At 68.0% G+C, this 15742-nt stretch carries 17 protein-coding genes; 13 read left to right on the top strand and 4 right to left on the bottom strand.

What is annotated here, in order from left to right:
* The first annotated feature begins 16 nt into the window (after window positions 1-16).
* Both ACFYTQ_RS31270 and rpsT read left to right on the top strand, forming a co-directional pair.
* Window positions 17-556, top strand: a complete 540-nt coding sequence (locus tag ACFYTQ_RS31270) for a type II toxin-antitoxin system PemK/MazF family toxin (RefSeq protein ID WP_387368791.1) — start codon at window positions 17-19, stop codon at window positions 554-556.
* Window positions 557-693: 137 nt separating this feature from the next.
* Window positions 694-957 carry a 30S ribosomal protein S20 gene (gene rpsT, locus ACFYTQ_RS31265; protein ID WP_387368789.1) on the top strand — a complete coding sequence of 88 codons (264 nt, stop codon included), beginning with the start codon at window positions 694-696 and terminating at the stop codon, window positions 955-957.
* An 81-nt stretch (window positions 958-1038) separates the two neighbouring features.
* On the opposite strand, the gene ACFYTQ_RS31260 is transcribed toward rpsT, so the two are convergent.
* A complete protein-coding gene (locus ACFYTQ_RS31260) occupies window positions 1039-1500 on the bottom strand; it encodes a hypothetical protein (RefSeq protein WP_387368787.1) in 462 nt (153 codons plus the stop codon).
* Between the two features lie 277 nt (window positions 1501-1777).
* On the opposite strand from ACFYTQ_RS31260, the gene ACFYTQ_RS31255 reads away from it, so the two are divergent.
* The 6 genes from ACFYTQ_RS31255 to ACFYTQ_RS31230 all read left to right on the top strand — a co-directional run bounded on the left by ACFYTQ_RS31255 (window position 1778) and on the right by ACFYTQ_RS31230 (window position 8166).
* Window positions 1778-2926, top strand: coding sequence for an MFS transporter (locus ACFYTQ_RS31255; RefSeq protein WP_387368785.1), 1149 nt, complete (start codon window positions 1778-1780; stop codon window positions 2924-2926).
* Window positions 2927-3214: 288 nt separating this feature from the next.
* The gene (locus ACFYTQ_RS31250; protein ID WP_387368783.1) at window positions 3215-4195 is read left to right on the top strand and encodes an alpha/beta fold hydrolase; all 981 of its coding nucleotides are present in this window, start codon (window positions 3215-3217) and stop codon (window positions 4193-4195) included.
* A gap of 419 nt (window positions 4196-4614) precedes the next feature.
* The gene (locus ACFYTQ_RS31245; RefSeq protein WP_387368781.1) at window positions 4615-5310 is read left to right on the top strand and encodes a DUF2993 domain-containing protein; all 696 of its coding nucleotides are present in this window, start codon (window positions 4615-4617) and stop codon (window positions 5308-5310) included.
* Between the two features lie 50 nt (window positions 5311-5360).
* The gene (locus tag ACFYTQ_RS31240; protein ID WP_387368779.1) at window positions 5361-5666 is read left to right on the top strand and encodes a putative quinol monooxygenase; all 306 of its coding nucleotides are present in this window, start codon (window positions 5361-5363) and stop codon (window positions 5664-5666) included.
* A gap of 302 nt (window positions 5667-5968) precedes the next feature.
* Window positions 5969-7381 (top strand): FAD-binding oxidoreductase, encoded by a 1413-nt coding sequence (locus ACFYTQ_RS31235; RefSeq protein ID WP_387368777.1) that lies wholly within the window; start codon window positions 5969-5971, stop codon window positions 7379-7381.
* A gap of 440 nt (window positions 7382-7821) precedes the next feature.
* Window positions 7822-8166: an AAA family ATPase gene (locus ACFYTQ_RS31230; RefSeq protein WP_387368775.1), complete on the top strand. Its 345-nt coding sequence runs from the start codon at window positions 7822-7824 to the stop codon at window positions 8164-8166.
* On the opposite strand, the gene ACFYTQ_RS31225 is transcribed toward ACFYTQ_RS31230, so the two are convergent.
* Complete coding sequence (locus tag ACFYTQ_RS31225) at window positions 8154-9338, bottom strand: epoxide hydrolase family protein (protein WP_387368773.1); 1185 nt, start codon at window positions 9336-9338, stop codon at window positions 8154-8156. The two genes, ACFYTQ_RS31230 and ACFYTQ_RS31225, sit on opposite strands and share 13 nt — an antisense overlap.
* Window positions 9339-9429: 91 nt before the next feature.
* On the opposite strand from ACFYTQ_RS31225, the gene ACFYTQ_RS31220 reads away from it, so the two are divergent.
* A complete protein-coding gene (locus ACFYTQ_RS31220) occupies window positions 9430-10005 on the top strand; it encodes a CGNR zinc finger domain-containing protein (protein WP_387368771.1) in 576 nt (191 codons plus the stop codon).
* 11 nt (window positions 10006-10016) lie between these two features.
* Here the strand turns inward: ACFYTQ_RS31220 and ACFYTQ_RS31215 are convergent, their stop codons facing one another.
* The gene (locus ACFYTQ_RS31215; protein WP_387368769.1) at window positions 10017-11198 is read right to left on the bottom strand and encodes a PP2C family protein-serine/threonine phosphatase; all 1182 of its coding nucleotides are present in this window, start codon (window positions 11196-11198) and stop codon (window positions 10017-10019) included.
* A gap of 137 nt (window positions 11199-11335) precedes the next feature.
* On the opposite strand from ACFYTQ_RS31215, the gene ACFYTQ_RS31210 reads away from it, so the two are divergent.
* From ACFYTQ_RS31210 to ACFYTQ_RS31195, 4 genes are all read left to right on the top strand, one after another.
* Window positions 11336-11815, top strand: a complete 480-nt coding sequence (locus ACFYTQ_RS31210; RefSeq protein WP_387368767.1) for a MarR family winged helix-turn-helix transcriptional regulator — start codon at window positions 11336-11338, stop codon at window positions 11813-11815.
* A gap of 241 nt (window positions 11816-12056) precedes the next feature.
* A complete protein-coding gene (locus ACFYTQ_RS31205; protein ID WP_387368765.1) occupies window positions 12057-12407 on the top strand; it encodes an STAS domain-containing protein in 351 nt (116 codons plus the stop codon).
* A 109-nt stretch (window positions 12408-12516) separates the two neighbouring features.
* On the top strand, window positions 12517-12939 hold the full coding sequence (locus tag ACFYTQ_RS31200) for an Hsp20/alpha crystallin family protein (protein ID WP_387368763.1): 423 nt from the start codon (window positions 12517-12519) through the stop codon (window positions 12937-12939).
* Between the two features lie 163 nt (window positions 12940-13102).
* Complete coding sequence (locus ACFYTQ_RS31195) at window positions 13103-13285, top strand: hypothetical protein (RefSeq protein ID WP_387368761.1); 183 nt, start codon at window positions 13103-13105, stop codon at window positions 13283-13285.
* Between the two features lie 40 nt (window positions 13286-13325).
* Here ACFYTQ_RS31195 and ACFYTQ_RS31190 read toward each other — a convergent pair whose 3' ends face one another.
* Window positions 13326-15515, bottom strand: a complete 2190-nt coding sequence (locus tag ACFYTQ_RS31190) for a DUF4328 domain-containing protein (protein WP_387368759.1) — start codon at window positions 15513-15515, stop codon at window positions 13326-13328.
* Between the last annotated feature and the right edge of the window lie 227 nt (window positions 15516-15742).

Here is a 15742-nt window from a genome sequence, read left to right as displayed (position 1 = left end):
CGTTATGCTCCGAATCATGGCGGGCACGTGGAGCTCTCTGGGCAAGCAGTTGGGGGCGATCGCCAAGGATCAGGGGCCGAGGATCGTTCGGCAGCAGGCGCCCAAACTGGTGGATCGCGCGTTGGGACGGCGGCCGCGCAAGATCGCGGTCCGGCCGTCGGCGTCGACGCCGATGCCCACCCATCTGCGCGCGCGGCAGGTCGTGTACTGCCCGCACCTCGACGGCCGCGCCGATCCGGGCGAGATCGTGTGGACGTGGGTGCCGTACGAGGAGGACCCGAGCAACGGCAAGGACCGGCCCGTCCTGGTGGTCGGGCGCGAGCGCAAGACCCTGCTCGGGCTGATGCTGTCGTCGAACCCGTTGCGCGCCGACGACGGCAACTGGATCGGAATCGGCACGGGCCCTTGGGATTACGAGGGCCGCCCGAGCTGGGTGCGGCTGGATCGGGTGCTCGACGTGCCCGAGGCGGGCATCCGCCGCGAGGGCGCGATCCTGCCGCGCAAGACCTTCGATCTGGTCGCGCATCGCCTGTGCGCCGACTATCACTGGTACTGACCCCGACCAGGGCGATTTCGCCCGGGACCCCGGTCCCTGGTAATCTCGATCGTCGGCGCGGCGCTATCGCTGGATAGTGCGCCCCCAGACTTCCGAGGCATGACCCCAACTGACGACAGGAATCAGAGGAAACACGCGTGGCCAACATCAAGTCCCAGATGAAGCGGATCCGTACCAACGAGGCGGCGCGCCAGCGCAACCAGTCGGTGAAGTCCGCGCTGCGCACCTCCATCCGCAAGTTCCGCGAGGCCGCGGAGGCGGGCGAGAAGGACAAGGCCCTCGACCTCATGCGCGCCGCCGGCCGCGACCTGGACAAGGCCGCCTCCAAGGGCGTCATCCACGCCAACCAGGCCGCCAACAAGAAGTCGGCGCTCGCGCTGGCCTTCAACAAGCTGGGCTGAGCCCGCGGGCGCTACCGCCCCCGAACGTAACGACGCCGCCGTGGCACTGGACGACCACGGCGGCTTTTGTCGTCTCCGCGATCAGAGCGACGCGGTGAGGTTACCGCTGTAGACCCACCAGTCGTGCCCCTTCGACGAGCAGCTGAAGCTGCCATGGAAACCCGCCTCGCAGTGCGCGCCCGCGTAGTCGATGTACGGACCCCACGTTCCGGCACCGGTCTTCACATCGCTGAGCGCCGGGTTGCCGCCCGGCAGGGTGTGCGAACCGCCGAAGCCCGGGTGGGCGGGCAGCCAGGGGATGTCGATGACGACCTGGGTCGCCGGAATGGCCGGGGTGTAGACGTTCTCGCTGATCTTGTACGACAACCGCTGCGGATAGGCGAAATCGCATCCGACCGTGCCGTCGCTGGTGATCGAGCAATTGATGCTCCCGTCGGCGAAGTACACGGTGCCGTCGTCGGCGTGCGCGGCGGTGGCGAACAGAACGGGAGCGATCGCGGCCGCGGCCAGGGCGCCCGCCGCCCGCACTGCGAATGACTGCATGAATCCTCCTCGATATCGAAAGTTCCTCTCGGAAACACGAACGATAGGTCAGTCGTCCTTCCGCCCGGGATTGTTTCGCCCCCAGAACCGGGGGCACGGGGTGCCGAAGTTACTCTGGGGGCGTGAATTCCCCGGAGGCGTCCAGAGGATAGCCGCCCGGCCCACCGGCCGGGCGGCGTTGTGAGCCTGTGCCGCACCGGTTTTCGCGATCGGTGAATTCGCCTGTCTCCCAACGCCGGACGACGTTCCTACACTTCGATCCGGGAGTTCTCTCGTCATGCCCAAGGTGGTGTACGTGCTCGCTGTCGCGGTCTTCGCGCAGGGCACATCGGAATTCATGGTGTCCGGGTTGCTCGGACCGATCGCGGCGGACCTCGGCGTCTCGCTGGGCAGCGCGGGGTTGCTGACCTCGCTGTTCGCCGCCGGAATGGTGGTGGGCGCGCCGCTGATGGCGGTGGCGGCGGGCCGGGTACCGGTCCGGCTGTCGGCGGCGGCTTTTCTGGGGGCGTTCTGCGTTGCGCACGTGATCGGCGCTGTCGCAACGAGTTTCGCGGTCCTGCTGGTGGTTCGGGTGATCGCGGCCGTGGCGAACGCCGGATTCCTGGCGGTGGCGCTCGCGGCGCTGCCCGCGCTGGTCGGTCCGGAGCGGATCGGGCGCGCGACCTCGGTGGTGGTGGCCGGGGTGACCGTGGCATGTGTCGTCGGGGTTCCGGCGGGGACCGCGCTGGGTCAGGTCCAGGGCTGGCGCTCGGCGTTCTGGGCGGTCGCGCTCGTCGGGCTCGCGGTGCTCGTGCCGCTGTGGGCGCTGCTCGATCGGCTCGGCGACGCGGCGCGTCCCGGCCCGAGATGGCGGGAATGGCTGGTGGTCGGTGATCGCGGCGTCGGTGTCGCCGTCGCGGCCGGATGTCTGGTCAACGCGGGCACTTTCGCGGCCTTCACCTATCTCGGCACGATCGCGTCCGGCCTTCCGGGCGGGGTGCGGTGGGTTCCGGTCGCGCTGGCTCTGTTCGGCCTCGGTTCGTTCGCAGGCGTGACGCTGGCCGGGCGGTACGGGGATCGGCACCGGCGCGCGATCATCGTCGGCGGCGCGATCGTGCTCACGGGTGTGTGGCTGCTGGCGGCCGCGGTCGCCGCGACCCTCGGTGGCGTGCTGGCGATGGCGGCCCTGTCGGGTGCGCTCGCGTTCGGAGTCGGGTCGACACTGATCGCGGCGATCATCGCCGCCGCCTCCCCCTCCGCCCCGCACATCGCCGGCGCCCTGGCCACCACGGCCTTCAACGTCGGCGCGGTCCTCGGCCCGATGCTCGCCGGTCCGCTCGTCGACCACACCGGCCGTCCGATCACCGCGTGGTGGGCCAGCGCGGCCTGCACGGCGCTGGCGGGAGTCGTTGCGGCGGGGCACGACTGGCGTACCCGCGAGGCATAGCCCCCGCACATGACGAACGCCGCCAGGCTTCGAACCTGGCGGCGCTCTCCGAAAACACCGACGCCCAACAAGCGCCTCTCGGCGAGTGGTCGTACGTAACGACTGAAAAGGGGTGCGGCCCGGGGCTGTCCCGACGTCGGCAAGGTGGTCAACGAGGGTGGGCGGGGATCTATTCCGGATGGACGGATGTGCGCCTCGTCACGGACCGATATTGCCGGAACGGCAAATTCGTGTGCCGATCCGGCAGGCCGCTGGCGACACTGGGCGCTCCGACAGAAGGAGTCTCCGATGCGCCGGTCCCTCGCCGCCGCCGTCCTCGCCGTCCTGCTCACGACGGTCGGCACGGCCTGCTCGACGACCACCGCGGTCGCCCCCTACGCCGCCGCCACCCACGACGATCCCGCCTTCGCCCGCGCGTTCCGGCACGAATTCGCCGAAATCGACGGTGTCCGCATGCACTACGTGACCGGCGGCCACGGCAGCCCGGTCGTGCTGCTGCACGGCTGGCCGCAGACCTGGTACGGCTGGTGGCCGATCATGCCCGCCCTCGCCGAGAACCACACCGTCTACGCCGTCGACCTGCCCGGCCTCGGCGACAGCACCGGTACCCCCACCGGTTATGACAAGGCCACCCTCGCCCGCTACGTGCACACCCTCGTCGGCGACCGCCTCGGCGCCCACGACGCCAGCGTAGTCGGCCACGACTTCGGCGCCGCGGTCGCGTACGAGTACGCCACCCGGTTCCCCGCCGACACCGCCCGCCTCGGCTACCTCGACCTCCCGCTCCCCGGGCCCGCGATCGACGCCGCCGCCTATCGAAACCTGAGCTGGCACATAGCCTTCCACTCCCAGCGCCGAGTCCCCGAAACCCTCGTCGGCGACCACGTCCGCGACTACCTGGCCCTGTTCTACCCCCAGGTCTCCTTCGGCGGCACCGCGTTCGGCGGCACCTCCGACCGCTCCCCCTTCACCCCCGGCGACATCGATGAGTTCGCCCGCACCTACTCCCGCCCCCAAACCCTCACCGCCGGTTTCGAGCTCTACCGAGCCCTCGACCAGGACGTCCGCGACACCCTCGCCGCCGCCCCCACCCCCGTCCCAACCCTGCTCCTGACCGCCCAGGGCCAACTCGACGCGATCCGCGGCACCGTCTCCCCGCGCCTGACCAATATCGTCCGCGCGACCGATGTCCCGCACGCGGGCCACTGGCTCGTCGAGGAGAACCCCGAATTCGTCACGGCCGAACTCCAACGCTTCCTCGCCGACTGAGCCCCGAAACGACGAACGCCGCCAGGCTCGAAACCTGGCGGCGTTCGCTCGACAACACCGACGCCCAACAAGCGCCTCTCGGCGAGTGGTCGTACGTAACGACAAAAAGGGGTGCGGCCCGGGGCTGTCCCGACGTCGGCAAGGTGATCAACGAGGGTGCGGGAGGATCTATTCCGCTCGCGAAGGTGTGTGCCTCATCACTCGATCACCCGCGTCGTCTCCGCGGTCCCATTCCCTCGCGGACCCCAGATCACCCGCCTCCCTCCTCGGTCCCACTTCCCCCACGGACCCAGATCACCCGCTCCTCCTCAATCACCCCTCCTTTGCGGACCCAGATCACCCGCCTCCCTCGTCGGTCCCCCTTCCCCCACGAACCACCATCACCCGCATGATGGTGGGATGGCCGAGCGGGTGAGCGCATGCGTGGACTAGTGGCAACGATCGTGCTGGTGGTGATCGCGTTGTTCGTGGGTGACCGGGTGGCGGTCGTGCTGGCGCAGCACGAGATCGGCCGCCGCGTCGCCGAGGAGAACCATCTGGCCCAGCAGCCGCGGGTGGACATCACGGGCTTCCCCTTCCTCACCCAGGCCCTCGACGGCCATTATCGGGACATCGGGATCCGGGTGGGCGACTGGTCGGACAAGGACATCACCGTCCACGACCTCGACATCACCCTCACCGACGTCACCGCACCCCTGAACGACCTGATCCACCAACGCACCTCGAACCTGGTCGCCGAGAAGGCCACCGCCACGGCCCTGGTCCCCTACGACGTCATCGTGAAATACGCCCCCACCGGAGTCCGGTCGATCACCAAGGGCCCCAAGGGCTTACGAGTGACCGGCACCTTCACCATCGAGGGCGTCCAGGTCCCCGGCACCATGGACGTCACCGTGGCCCCCACCCCCACCGGCTTCGAGGTCACCCCCGTCTCCATCCAGGCCGAGGCCGGTGGACCCGAGGTCTCCCTCGACCTGCTCCGCCAATGGCTCACCTTCACGGTCCCCCTCCAGCAATTGCCGCTGGGCGCGCACCTGACCGCGATCCAACCCGGCCCGGACGGCGTCCACGTCACCGCCGTCGCGAACAACGCCCACTTCTCCGACCTGTCCTGACCGACGCGCGACCGAACCCACCCGCACAGACCAACTGGTACCCTCGCCCCGTGCCTGTGATCGTTGCCACCATCACCCCGAAGCCCGATAAATTCGACGAGGTAGCCGAGGTCCTCACCCGCCTCATCCCCGAGGTTCACAACGAGGACGGCTGCGAACGCTACGCCCTGCACAAGGGCAAGGACCGCTTCGTCTTCGTCGAGAAGTGGCGCGACATGGCCGCTCTCGGCGCGCACGGCGGCGCCCCCACCATCAAGGCGATGAACGAGGGCCTCAAAGATCTGGTCGCCGCCCCGCTGGACGTCCAGATCCTCGAAGCCGTACCGGCGGGCGACCCGGAAAAGGGCGCGCTCTAGTCAGATCCACTCGGTGGCCCGAGTACTCGGCCCGGGCCTCCGAAACATCGAATTTCCTTCTCGCACCGCACCATTCGCCTATTTCCGCAGTCGGCCCGTAGCCATGTATACGCGGACGAGCCATTGGCCACCGCCTCCGGATCCCGCACATTGGCTTTCCACCAGCGATTCGGCTATCTTCGCTGCGAGCAACTCACGCGTCAGGGGTCATGACCCCACATCACGCCGCTCGGACATATCGGATTCTCCTGCACGACAAGCTCATTCGTTCTCATCGTCGTATTCGTTCGAGAGGGAGTGTGATGGCTTCATCGATGTCGCGTCGCGGGTTGATCCTCGGCGCGGGCGGACTCGCGGTGGCCGGGACACTCGCGCGCGCCACGGCGGGGGCGACCGTGGACGCGGACGCGTGGGACGCGTTGCGGGGCCGTCTGCGAGGAGCGCTCGTGCTGCCCGGCGACCCCACATACGGCCCCGCGAAAACGCTGGTAGACGCCCGTTTCAACGGCAACACCCCGGCCGGAGTGGTCCAAGCGGCCGCGCCGGAGGACGTCCGCACCGCCGTGGCCTTCGCGCGCGAACACGGCCTGCCGATTGCGGCTCGCGCGGGCGGTCATTCGTTCGTCGGCGCCTCCGCGACCAACGACGCCCTCATCGTCGATCTGCGCCGACTCGACCGGATCACCGTCAACGGCGACCTCGTGACCGTCGGCGCCGGAACCATATCCCTTGCCGCACAACAGGAATTGGCGAAGTTCGACCGGGCGCTCCCGATCGGCACCTGCCCCGGCGTCGGCCTCGTCGGCCTCACCGTCGGCGGCGGCCTCGGCGTCGACTCGCGCCAGTACGGCATGACCTGCGACCGCCTCGTCGCCGCCGACCTCGTCCTGCCCGACGGAACCAGCGCCCGCGCCTCGGCGTCCGAGGCCCCGGACCTCTTCTGGGCGCTCCGCGGCGCGGGCGGCGCCTGTGGCATCGTCACCGAACTCACCTACCGAACCATCCCCGCCACGGCGAAAGACATTGTGCGCCTGACGTTCCCGGGCGACAAGGCGGCGCAGGTCCTCACCGGCTGGGCCCGCTGGCAGCCCACCGCCGACCGCGCCGTCTACGCCCGCGTCGACCTCCGCGCCGCCGACGGCATCCACTGCCAGATCCTGATGGTCTGCCCCGCGGGATCCGGTCCCGCAACGTCGGCGGCACTGATCGACGCGACCACCACCCCCACCGCCCAGGAACAGCACACCCTCCCGCACCTCGACGCGATCACCGACATCGCCCGCGACAAACCCGCCCCGGGCACCACCCGCGTCGCCGGATCCGACATCCTCCCGACCCTCTCCCCCACCATCGCCGACACCATCGTCGACCTCATCGCCGCCCGCGCCCGCACCGGCTCCTCCGGCGTGGTCCTTATCGAACCCCTCGACGGCACCATCACCGAAACCCCCTCACCCGCAACAGCTTTCCCCTGGCGCTCCCACGCGGCCGCCCTGGAGTGGATCGTCCAAGACCCCCACTCCCCCACCGAAGCCGAATCCTGGATCCACACCGCGAACCAAACCCTGACCCCCCACTCCGCAGGCGCCTACCTCAACCACGTCGAACCCACAGACACCCTCGACCGCTGCTTCGGCCCCAACAGCCCCCGGGTCCAAACATCGATCCGCACCTTCGACCCGGACCGCCGCCTACGGTGGGGCCTCGAAAAGTAACCGAGCCCAAAACCGAGTAACTCGCCCCCTCTCAGAACAACACCCGATCGAACACCACACCCCCCTCATCGCGTCGAAATCGCCGCACCGTCACCTTCCCCGACGCCACAAACCCGGACCCGAACGACCCCCACTCAACCGCAACAACAACAAGGGCACAGCGGCCCCCTCATCCAGATCCCCATGCCGCCCCACCGGCTCGAGCGTCAGCCCCCCGGTGAACCGCGGATCCAACTCCATCCGCTCCACCCCCTCGAAACAAACCTCAGCCATCCTGTCCACACTCCGCAACACCAACATCCGATGACTGATCGTGTACCGATGAACACGAAAATCCAACCCCAGGGTCACGGGAAGATGCCTCACAATTCCAGAGTGCCACAACGACTTCGGCCCCCGCCCCGCGGCGAGAAGCGGCCCGGTACCGCACCATGACGCCCATGAACGGTCATTCGAAGTCCGCGCTCATCGTCCTGCGGGGGAACTCCGGATCGGGCAAATCCACCGTCGCCCATCAATTGCAGCGACACTTCCCGAAGGGACAGTGCGCCGTCGTGGCGCAGGACACCGTGCGGCGCACCATACTTCGAGAACGCGACGAGACCGCGCGTCATCACGAAACGCGGCCACAGTCAACGGAGTTCACCTCGAGTGACATGCGTTCGTGGTACCACGGCTGGCAGCCGCTACCGTTCGTCGCCGAAAGGCGCATCGACGCCTCATGGAGCGTGCGCGACACGGTGGAGCGCGTGTGTTCGGATCTCCGGCTCGGTCACGCTCTCTGAGCGGCACCCAGCACCGCCGCGAGACCCTCCCGCAGGTCCGCCACGAAATAACCCGGAACCTCCAACGACGGGAAATGTCCCCCGCTCTCCGCCTCCCGCCACCGAACAATGCGCCGGTGCCGCTCCCGCGCCCACGGCTGCGGGCATTTCTCGGTGTCGCGCGGATAGACGGTGATGGCCGACGGAACGTCGACTCGGAGTTCGGGGTCGAGGGCTAGGTGGCTTTCGGAGTAGATCCGGGCCGCGGATGCTCCGGAGCGGGTCAGCCAGTACAAAGTGACGTCGTCGAGAATTCTGTCCCTGGAGAGGGTTTCGAAGGGGCTGTCGTTCGTGTCCGACCACTCGGCGAACTTGTCGAGAATCCAGGCGAGCAGCCCGACCGGTGAGTCGACGAGCGCATAGCCGATGGTTTGCGGGCGGGTCGCCTGTTGTTTCGCGTATGCCGCGCGGTAGCGCCAGAAGTCGCGGGTTTCCTCCGCCCAGGCGCGCTCGGCGGGGGTGAGCCCGTCGGTCGGCAAGCCGGGCGGGGCCTGCGCGGTGGTGGTGTGGATGCCGAGGACCCGGCCCGGGAATCGGCCGCCGAGCACCGTCGTGATCACGCCTCCCCAATCGCCGCCGTGCGCGACGAACTCGTGATAGCCGAGCCGCGCCATGAGCTCCACCCATGCGGCGGCGATCTTTTCGATGCCCCAGCCGGTCGTCGCCGGTTTGCCGCTGTACCCGAAACCCGGTAACGACGGGGCGACGACGTGGAACGCGGGCGCGCCAGCGTCTTTCGGATCCGCCAATTCCTCCACGACATCCACGAATTCGGCAATGCTCCCCGGCCAGCCGTGCGTCATGATCAGCGGAGTGGCATCCGCGCGCGGCGATCGGCGGTGCAGGAAGTGAATTGCCAGATCGTCGATTGTGGTGCGGTACTGGCCGATTCGCGCGAGCCGCGCCTCGAACGATCGCCAGTCGTATTCGGTACGCCAGTACTCCACGACGTCGCGGAGGTCGGCGAGCGGAACGCCCTGAGCCCATCGGCGAGGACCGGGCTCCGCGCCCCGGACCGTCTCGGCTTCCGGCAGCCGCGCCGCCGCCAATCGAGCACGGAGATCATCGAGTTCGTGATCCGTCACGTGGGCTTCGAATACGTCGACGTCGTTGTTCGGATGGTGTGCAGGCATTGAGAACTCCTGGTCGTCCAGCGAATCAAGAACCGGCTTAGACGGTTCTAACACGCGCCACCGAATCCCGGCAACCTGCTAAGCTGGTTCCATGCGCGTCAGACTCCCGGAATTCCGCCTGGGCAATATCCTGGCGACCAGCTTCACGGGAACCCTCTCGGAGCGCTACGGCACCCCGGTGGAACGCATCCCCACCCCCCAACGCCTCGGCGACTGGCTGGCGATCAACGACCTCGCCGTCGAGTCCTGCACGTCCGCTCAACTCGAAAGCGCCTGGGAATTGCGGGAATCCATTCACGAAGCCGCGACCGCCGCCGCGCTCCGCGAGCCCCTCCCCGAATCCGCTCTCGAAGTCATCAACGATCGCAGCGCCCGAGGCCGGGCCACCGCCATCCTCACCCCGGACGGCACACGCCGATGGCGCCTCAACCGCTCGTCCGCCGTACCGGACGCTCTCGGTGTGATCGCCGCCGACGCCATCGCCATCATCTCGGGCGAACGCGACGGAAAACTCGCCCTGTGCGCCTCCCCCACCTGCCGGTCCGCGTTCTTCGACACCAGCCAGAGCCGCACCCGCAAATGGTGCGACATGAACACCTGCGGAAACCGCCAGAAGAAGGCCAGATTTCACGCTAACCAGCGCGAAAACCCAAGGGCCGCAAACTAACCGCTACCCACTTACTCCCGGCGAGGATTGGTCCAGTCGATACAGACCACGACCGCGTCGTCGAGCAGATCGGTGCCCTCGTGATAATCCAGCAACGCGGTGATGATGGCCCGCGCGGCCTCGGAGGCGGGCAGATTGCTGGACGCGAGTATCGCGAGGTCGAGATTGGTGATGCCGTACTCGATCCCGGTCGGCGCCTGAGCGGTGTGCACACCGTCGCTGACGATCACCAGCCGGTCCCCGGGCTCCACCTGAAACGTCTGCTCGTGATAGTCGGTCCCGTCGAACATCCCCAACGGCAGTTGCGCCTCGAACTCGACCAGCTCGACCGCCCCGTCGCGCAACCGCAGCGCCCGCGGCGAGCCCGCGTCGATCACCCCCACCCGCCCGGTGGCGACCTCGAAACGCATCAACAGCGTCGCGACGTGCCGACTCCCCCCGTACTGCGCGTACACGGCCTGATCCGCGAGCGACGCCTGGTCCGCGATGTCCAGCCCCGCCCGCCGCGCGTTGCGCAACGCGCTGATCGCCAGATTGGTCAGCAGCGCGGCCTCGATACCCTGGCCCATGCCATTGGAGACGGTGACCGTCAGATGGTCCGCCGACGTGCTCCAGTCGAAGTTGTCCCCGCCGATCGTGTAGGCCGGTTCGAGCTGCCCGCCCAGGGCGTATTCCGCGCGGGAGCAGCCGCGCCCCGGCAGCAGTTGCCACTGCATCTCCGCGGCGAGACTGAGCCGTTCGCGCCGCCGCGCCTGGAGATACAGATCGGTGTCGCGTTCGGCCACGATCAGTTCGTGCCCGAGCATGGTGGCCAGCCCGGCGAGCGCGTGATGCTCGGCGGCCGTCGGGGCGGCGGGCAACTGGACCCGCAGAATCCCCAGCCGATCGCCGCGCACGGCCACCGGCAGGTAGATCACCACACCCTCGGCGGCCGGACCGGGCTCGAGCAGCACCTGCTGCGCGGTGAACGCCCGCCCGGCGGTCGTGGTCCGGACCGGCAGCGGGGTGGCGGTGTGCGGCAGCTCGGTGACCGGTTGCAACATCGACAGCCGGTAGTCGGCCAGCAGCAGATCCACCGACTTCGCCGCGAACTCGTCGCGCAGCGAGGCGCGGACGACGTCGAGCAGCGCGTGCGGAGCGCTGGCGCGCAGGGTCTGCTCGAGGTGCCCGAGCGGGGCGTCATGGCTGGTCATCGGGCCTCCGAGAGTCGGCGAGCCCCCGGGGGCTACGTGGCTGCGGTCGATCGCGACCATTGTCGCGTGACACATGTCCGACGACGGTACCGCGTGCGGGCTGTCGCCAGAGCGTCGGAGCTGTCACAGTAGTGGGCATGAGCAGTGCGCGACGGCCGGACCGACCCGGGACCGAGCTCGCCGCGGCCATCGAACAGGCGGCTGCGCGACTGGTCGTGTTGTGGGGCCGAGCGCAACAGGCCGTGGGCACGCGGGTGTCCCCCTCGCAACTCCAGGCCCTGACCATCGTGCAGCAGCACGGGCAGATCAACCTCAACGGGCTGGCCGTCGAGTTGGAGGCCATGCCGTCCTCCGCGAGCCGGCTGTGCGATCGACTCCAGGCCGCGGGCCTGCTCGCCCGCACGGCGAGTCCGGCCAACCGCCGCGAGGTGATGCTCGCCCTGACCCGGGACGGCCAGCGGCTGCTCAACGAGGTCAGCGACACCAGACGGCGGGAACTGGCCCGAATTCTCCAGGGCATGAGCGGCGCGGGACGGGAGGCGCTGCTCGCGGGCTTGGCGGAGTTCAACGCCAGCGCCGAGCGCAGTGCCGACGATCAGCAGCAGCGCCGCGCCTGAGCCGCCCGTCCGGGGAACGTTTCCACGCGGCAATCGATAAGTCCGGCAAGGCGTTTCGCGAGACGACTCCGCCACGTCCTCGCATCCCGCACACTCCTCTCTGCCAGTGCCTTCTCGGCGTCCACGGCGACACGCCCGACTAGGCAACCGTTCCGCCTCCCGCTCTCGCTTCTCAAAATTTGTCGTGCGACAATTATTAAGTGGACTGCCGCCGAGGCGGTCCGTGGAGGCGAGGTCGATCGTGAGTCCATCCGACGCCATCCCCGTGATCACCGCGCCGCCGCGGCGAGATTGGGACCCCCAGCCGGGCGAGGTGCGCTGTTTCCTCCAGGAACCTCTGCCGCGAGTGGTGATGCGCGGCGAAATCGACATGACCACCGAACCCCAGCTGAGCGCCGCCTATCGAGAACTCGCGCTGCTGCCGCCGACCGATATCGTCCTCGACCTCGGCGAGGTCACCTTCTTCGGTTGCGTGGCACTGCGGCTGGTGGTTCAACTCACCGCCCGGCTCACCCCGACCGATCACAAACTGCTCATCCCGTCCCCGAGCCGCCCCGCGCGCCGGCTGCTCGAGCTCGCGGGCTTCGTATGAGCGGACCTTGCACTCGGCGCGGGAGAGTGCTAAAAAATATCTGTGCTCGCAAGCACAGATTATGTGAATCTCCATCATCAGATTGTGGACTGAACCGGAGGTGGTGACCATGTTGATGCGTACCGATCCCTTCCGCGATCTGGATCGCCTGACGCAGCAGTTGTTCGGTACCCCGGCTCGCCCGGCGGCGATGCCGCTGGACGCCTGGCGCGAGGGGGACGAGTTCGTGGCGGAACTCGATCTGCCCGGAATCGCCCCGGACTCACTGGAACTCGATGTCGAACGCAATGTGGTGACCGTGCGCGCCGAACGCCCGGCGCTGGACCCACAGCGCTCGATGTTCGCCGCCGAACGCCCTCGCGGCGTGTTCACCCGCAGGCTGTTCCTGGGAGAGAACCTGGACACGGACGCGATCCGCGCGGACTACCGCGACGGGGTGCTGCGCCTGACCATCCCGGTGGCGGAGCAGGCCAAGCCCCGCAAGATCGAGGTCACCCGGCTCGACCAGGAGCGGCAGGCCATCAACGCCTGATCCGCGAACCCGATCCGGGGTGGTTGTTCGCGGAGGTGGACCGCATCCTGCGCGCGGCCCTCGCCCGCGGGTGGGCCCGAAACCCGGGCCCACCCCAATCAGCCTCTCCCACAGCAGGTCTCGATACCGAGCCCGTCACTCCGGCCAGCGGAGGTGAGCCGATATGACCTCGGACGACTATCGCGCGGGCTACCGCGACGGCCACAGCGACGGCTTCTGCGACGCGCTCCGCGGCGGTCCCCGAACCCCACTCCCCCGAACCGCCGAACCGGATTCACACCGCGGCTACCGAGACGGATACCGGGTGGGATATCAGTTGGGTCGGCAGCGGCGGCCGAGGAGCTAGGCCACACCTGATCGAAGGCGCTTCCCGGGTCTTACAACCGCTACAGTGACGCGGATCGCCACCAATCGATATCGTCAGCCTGCGAACCGGTCAGGAATCTGGATTCGATCCGGCATCGACTGCGCGGCGAGTCTTCGAAACTGATTATGAGACCGGTATCCCCGTCTTTGAGGTGCCTGTCCCAGAAAAGGAGTGTTTCCTTTCCGCGCTGCTGTTTGCCGACGAGCTTCAAACGCTGGTCGGTGAATTCCTCGGTGTGGCTACAGGTGATGGTGAAGTCCGGTCGCCTGGGATCGGTGGTGTTGTGGCATGTGAGATAACCGCTGGGATTGGCATCGCATCCTCCGATACCCCGGTACCCGTTCTGCGCCGCTGGCGTCGTGGGAAGGAGGTACGGGAACACGTCCGCGATCCACTGCACCTTGCCCCACGGCCCCAACTGCCCCGCGGTGGATTGTGCGGAGGTGTGCGTGTCCGAAGCTGTGCTTCGATCCGTTTCGACGAGGCTGCCGACCAACACGCCGACAGCGATGATCACCACGACCGCTAGGGAAACACCGATGGTGACGGCGCGGACATGCCTGCCCCGGGGTGCGTCAGAACTTGTCGCGTACGCCGGTTGCGGCAATGCCGGTGTCGGTTGCTGCGGTCGTGCGGCCTCGAGTTGCCCGAGTATCTGTGTCGTCGTCAGGCGTGCCCCGGGGCGGAGATCGAGGCAACCGGTAATGATGAAACCGAGCCTGCTCTCGGGTATTCCGATGAGATCGGGTGGCTGAGTTCGTATCCGATGCAGTCGCGTCGCCGGGTCGCTGTCGCCGAACGGAGGACGACCGGTGAGAGCGTATGCCAGGACGCCGCCCAGCGAGAACACATCGGATGCGGGCGTGACCGGTTCGGCGGCGAGTTGTTCGGGTGAACTGAACGCCGACAACTCGGGATGCGCGGGCAAGGCGCCGAAAGCGGCTGTGCGGGGACCGGTTTCGGTCATGGTCACCGACTTCGGCGTCACCCCACCATGCGTCAGGCCCGCATCGTGGATCGCGGACAACGCGTGCGCGATCCCGAAAGCGATGTCCGCCACCATCGCTGGCGGTAACGGCCCGTGTTCGTCCACCAGATCGTGCAGCGACCGACCGGCGAGGTATTCGGTCGCTATCCACGGCGGCTCGGCCTCGGCGTCAGCGCCGAGTACCGCCGCGACGAAGGGACTCCGCACGGCCCGCGCGGAGGCGAATACCCGGGCGAGTTCATCGCGACCGCCGGTGGTCGGCTCGGGGCGCACAATCCGGACGACAACCATCGCGCCGTCGTCGCCACGGCCCAGATAGACCTCTGCGTTGGCGTCCGAGCCGAGCCGACCGATGAGCGTGTAGGGCCCGACCACCGCCGGGTCGGTCGCCCGCATCGGCAGCGTCGCCGGGGCTGCGGTGGTACCGGGCAGTGGTTGCGAGGCCGCGGAACTCCCCACCATCGCACTCGATTGCCGCGCTGCCGCAGGGAAATACGACAACTTGTCGTTGTCATCACCGAAATGCTGCGTCGCGCGGATATCCTGCCACCGTTGCACCCGGAAGATGATCGCTCCCAACAGGATTGCCGCAACCGTCAGTCCCGCGACCCGGATCAGCTCCGCGACGATCAGACCGAACCCTCCCACCGGGGCGGTCCCGAGTACCAGATATCCACCGGTGGTTTGCGTTCTTATCGTCGGCAGGCTCATTATCAGCGTCACGACGCTGAGCACCGAGCAGACGAGCACCGACAGCCACCACGCGATAACAAGGCGAGGGCGCGATTGCTCATCCGACGGTCGAGGGGCACTCGCGCGCACCACATCGGCCACGATCAGGTACGGAAACCAGAAGTTGACCACCGGGCAGAACCAGGCACCGATCACCCAGCCGATCGAAAGCCGATGCCGCGCTGCGGACAACGACTCCGCATTCCGACGCGCACGCCACAACCACATCAGGAATACGATCCCTGCGGCTACGAGCAGCGCGAGCCCGATGTAGTACACCCAGCCGTTGGACCGCCACTGCTTGTCCGACTGATCCAGTTGCTCCCAGCTTCGCTCGAGGTCGGCCAGTGTCGTCCAGTCGAGAATCGCACCGACGCACTGCATGACGATGCCCCCGGCAATGAGAACCATCACCGAGATCCCCTGCGCCCGCAGAGGACGAATCCGCCCCCCACCGCGCACAACCCCCACGTTCGACCCTGCCGACATGACCCGATTCCTCCCACTCCTCGGTCACAGTAGCCGATCGAATCGGGGGACCGAGATCGACCTCGGCCGGCGACAACCATCGACATCGGCTCTGCCGCAGGAGAACCGGCGCATCCGCCGACGCCGCATTGCGCGAGCGCAACACACCCGAGCCGATGTCTTGCGTCAAGATCCTGGCAGGATCTCGCTGGTTATGAGGTTTACGCCAGCGATGGAGCGACCGCGCT

This window comes from Nocardia sp. NPDC004068, assembly GCF_042874315.1.
GTDB lineage: Bacteria > Actinomycetota > Actinomycetes > Mycobacteriales > Mycobacteriaceae > Nocardia.
Note: the sequence above shows the minus strand (reverse complement) of the source record. Positions and strands in the feature narration are given on the sequence as shown.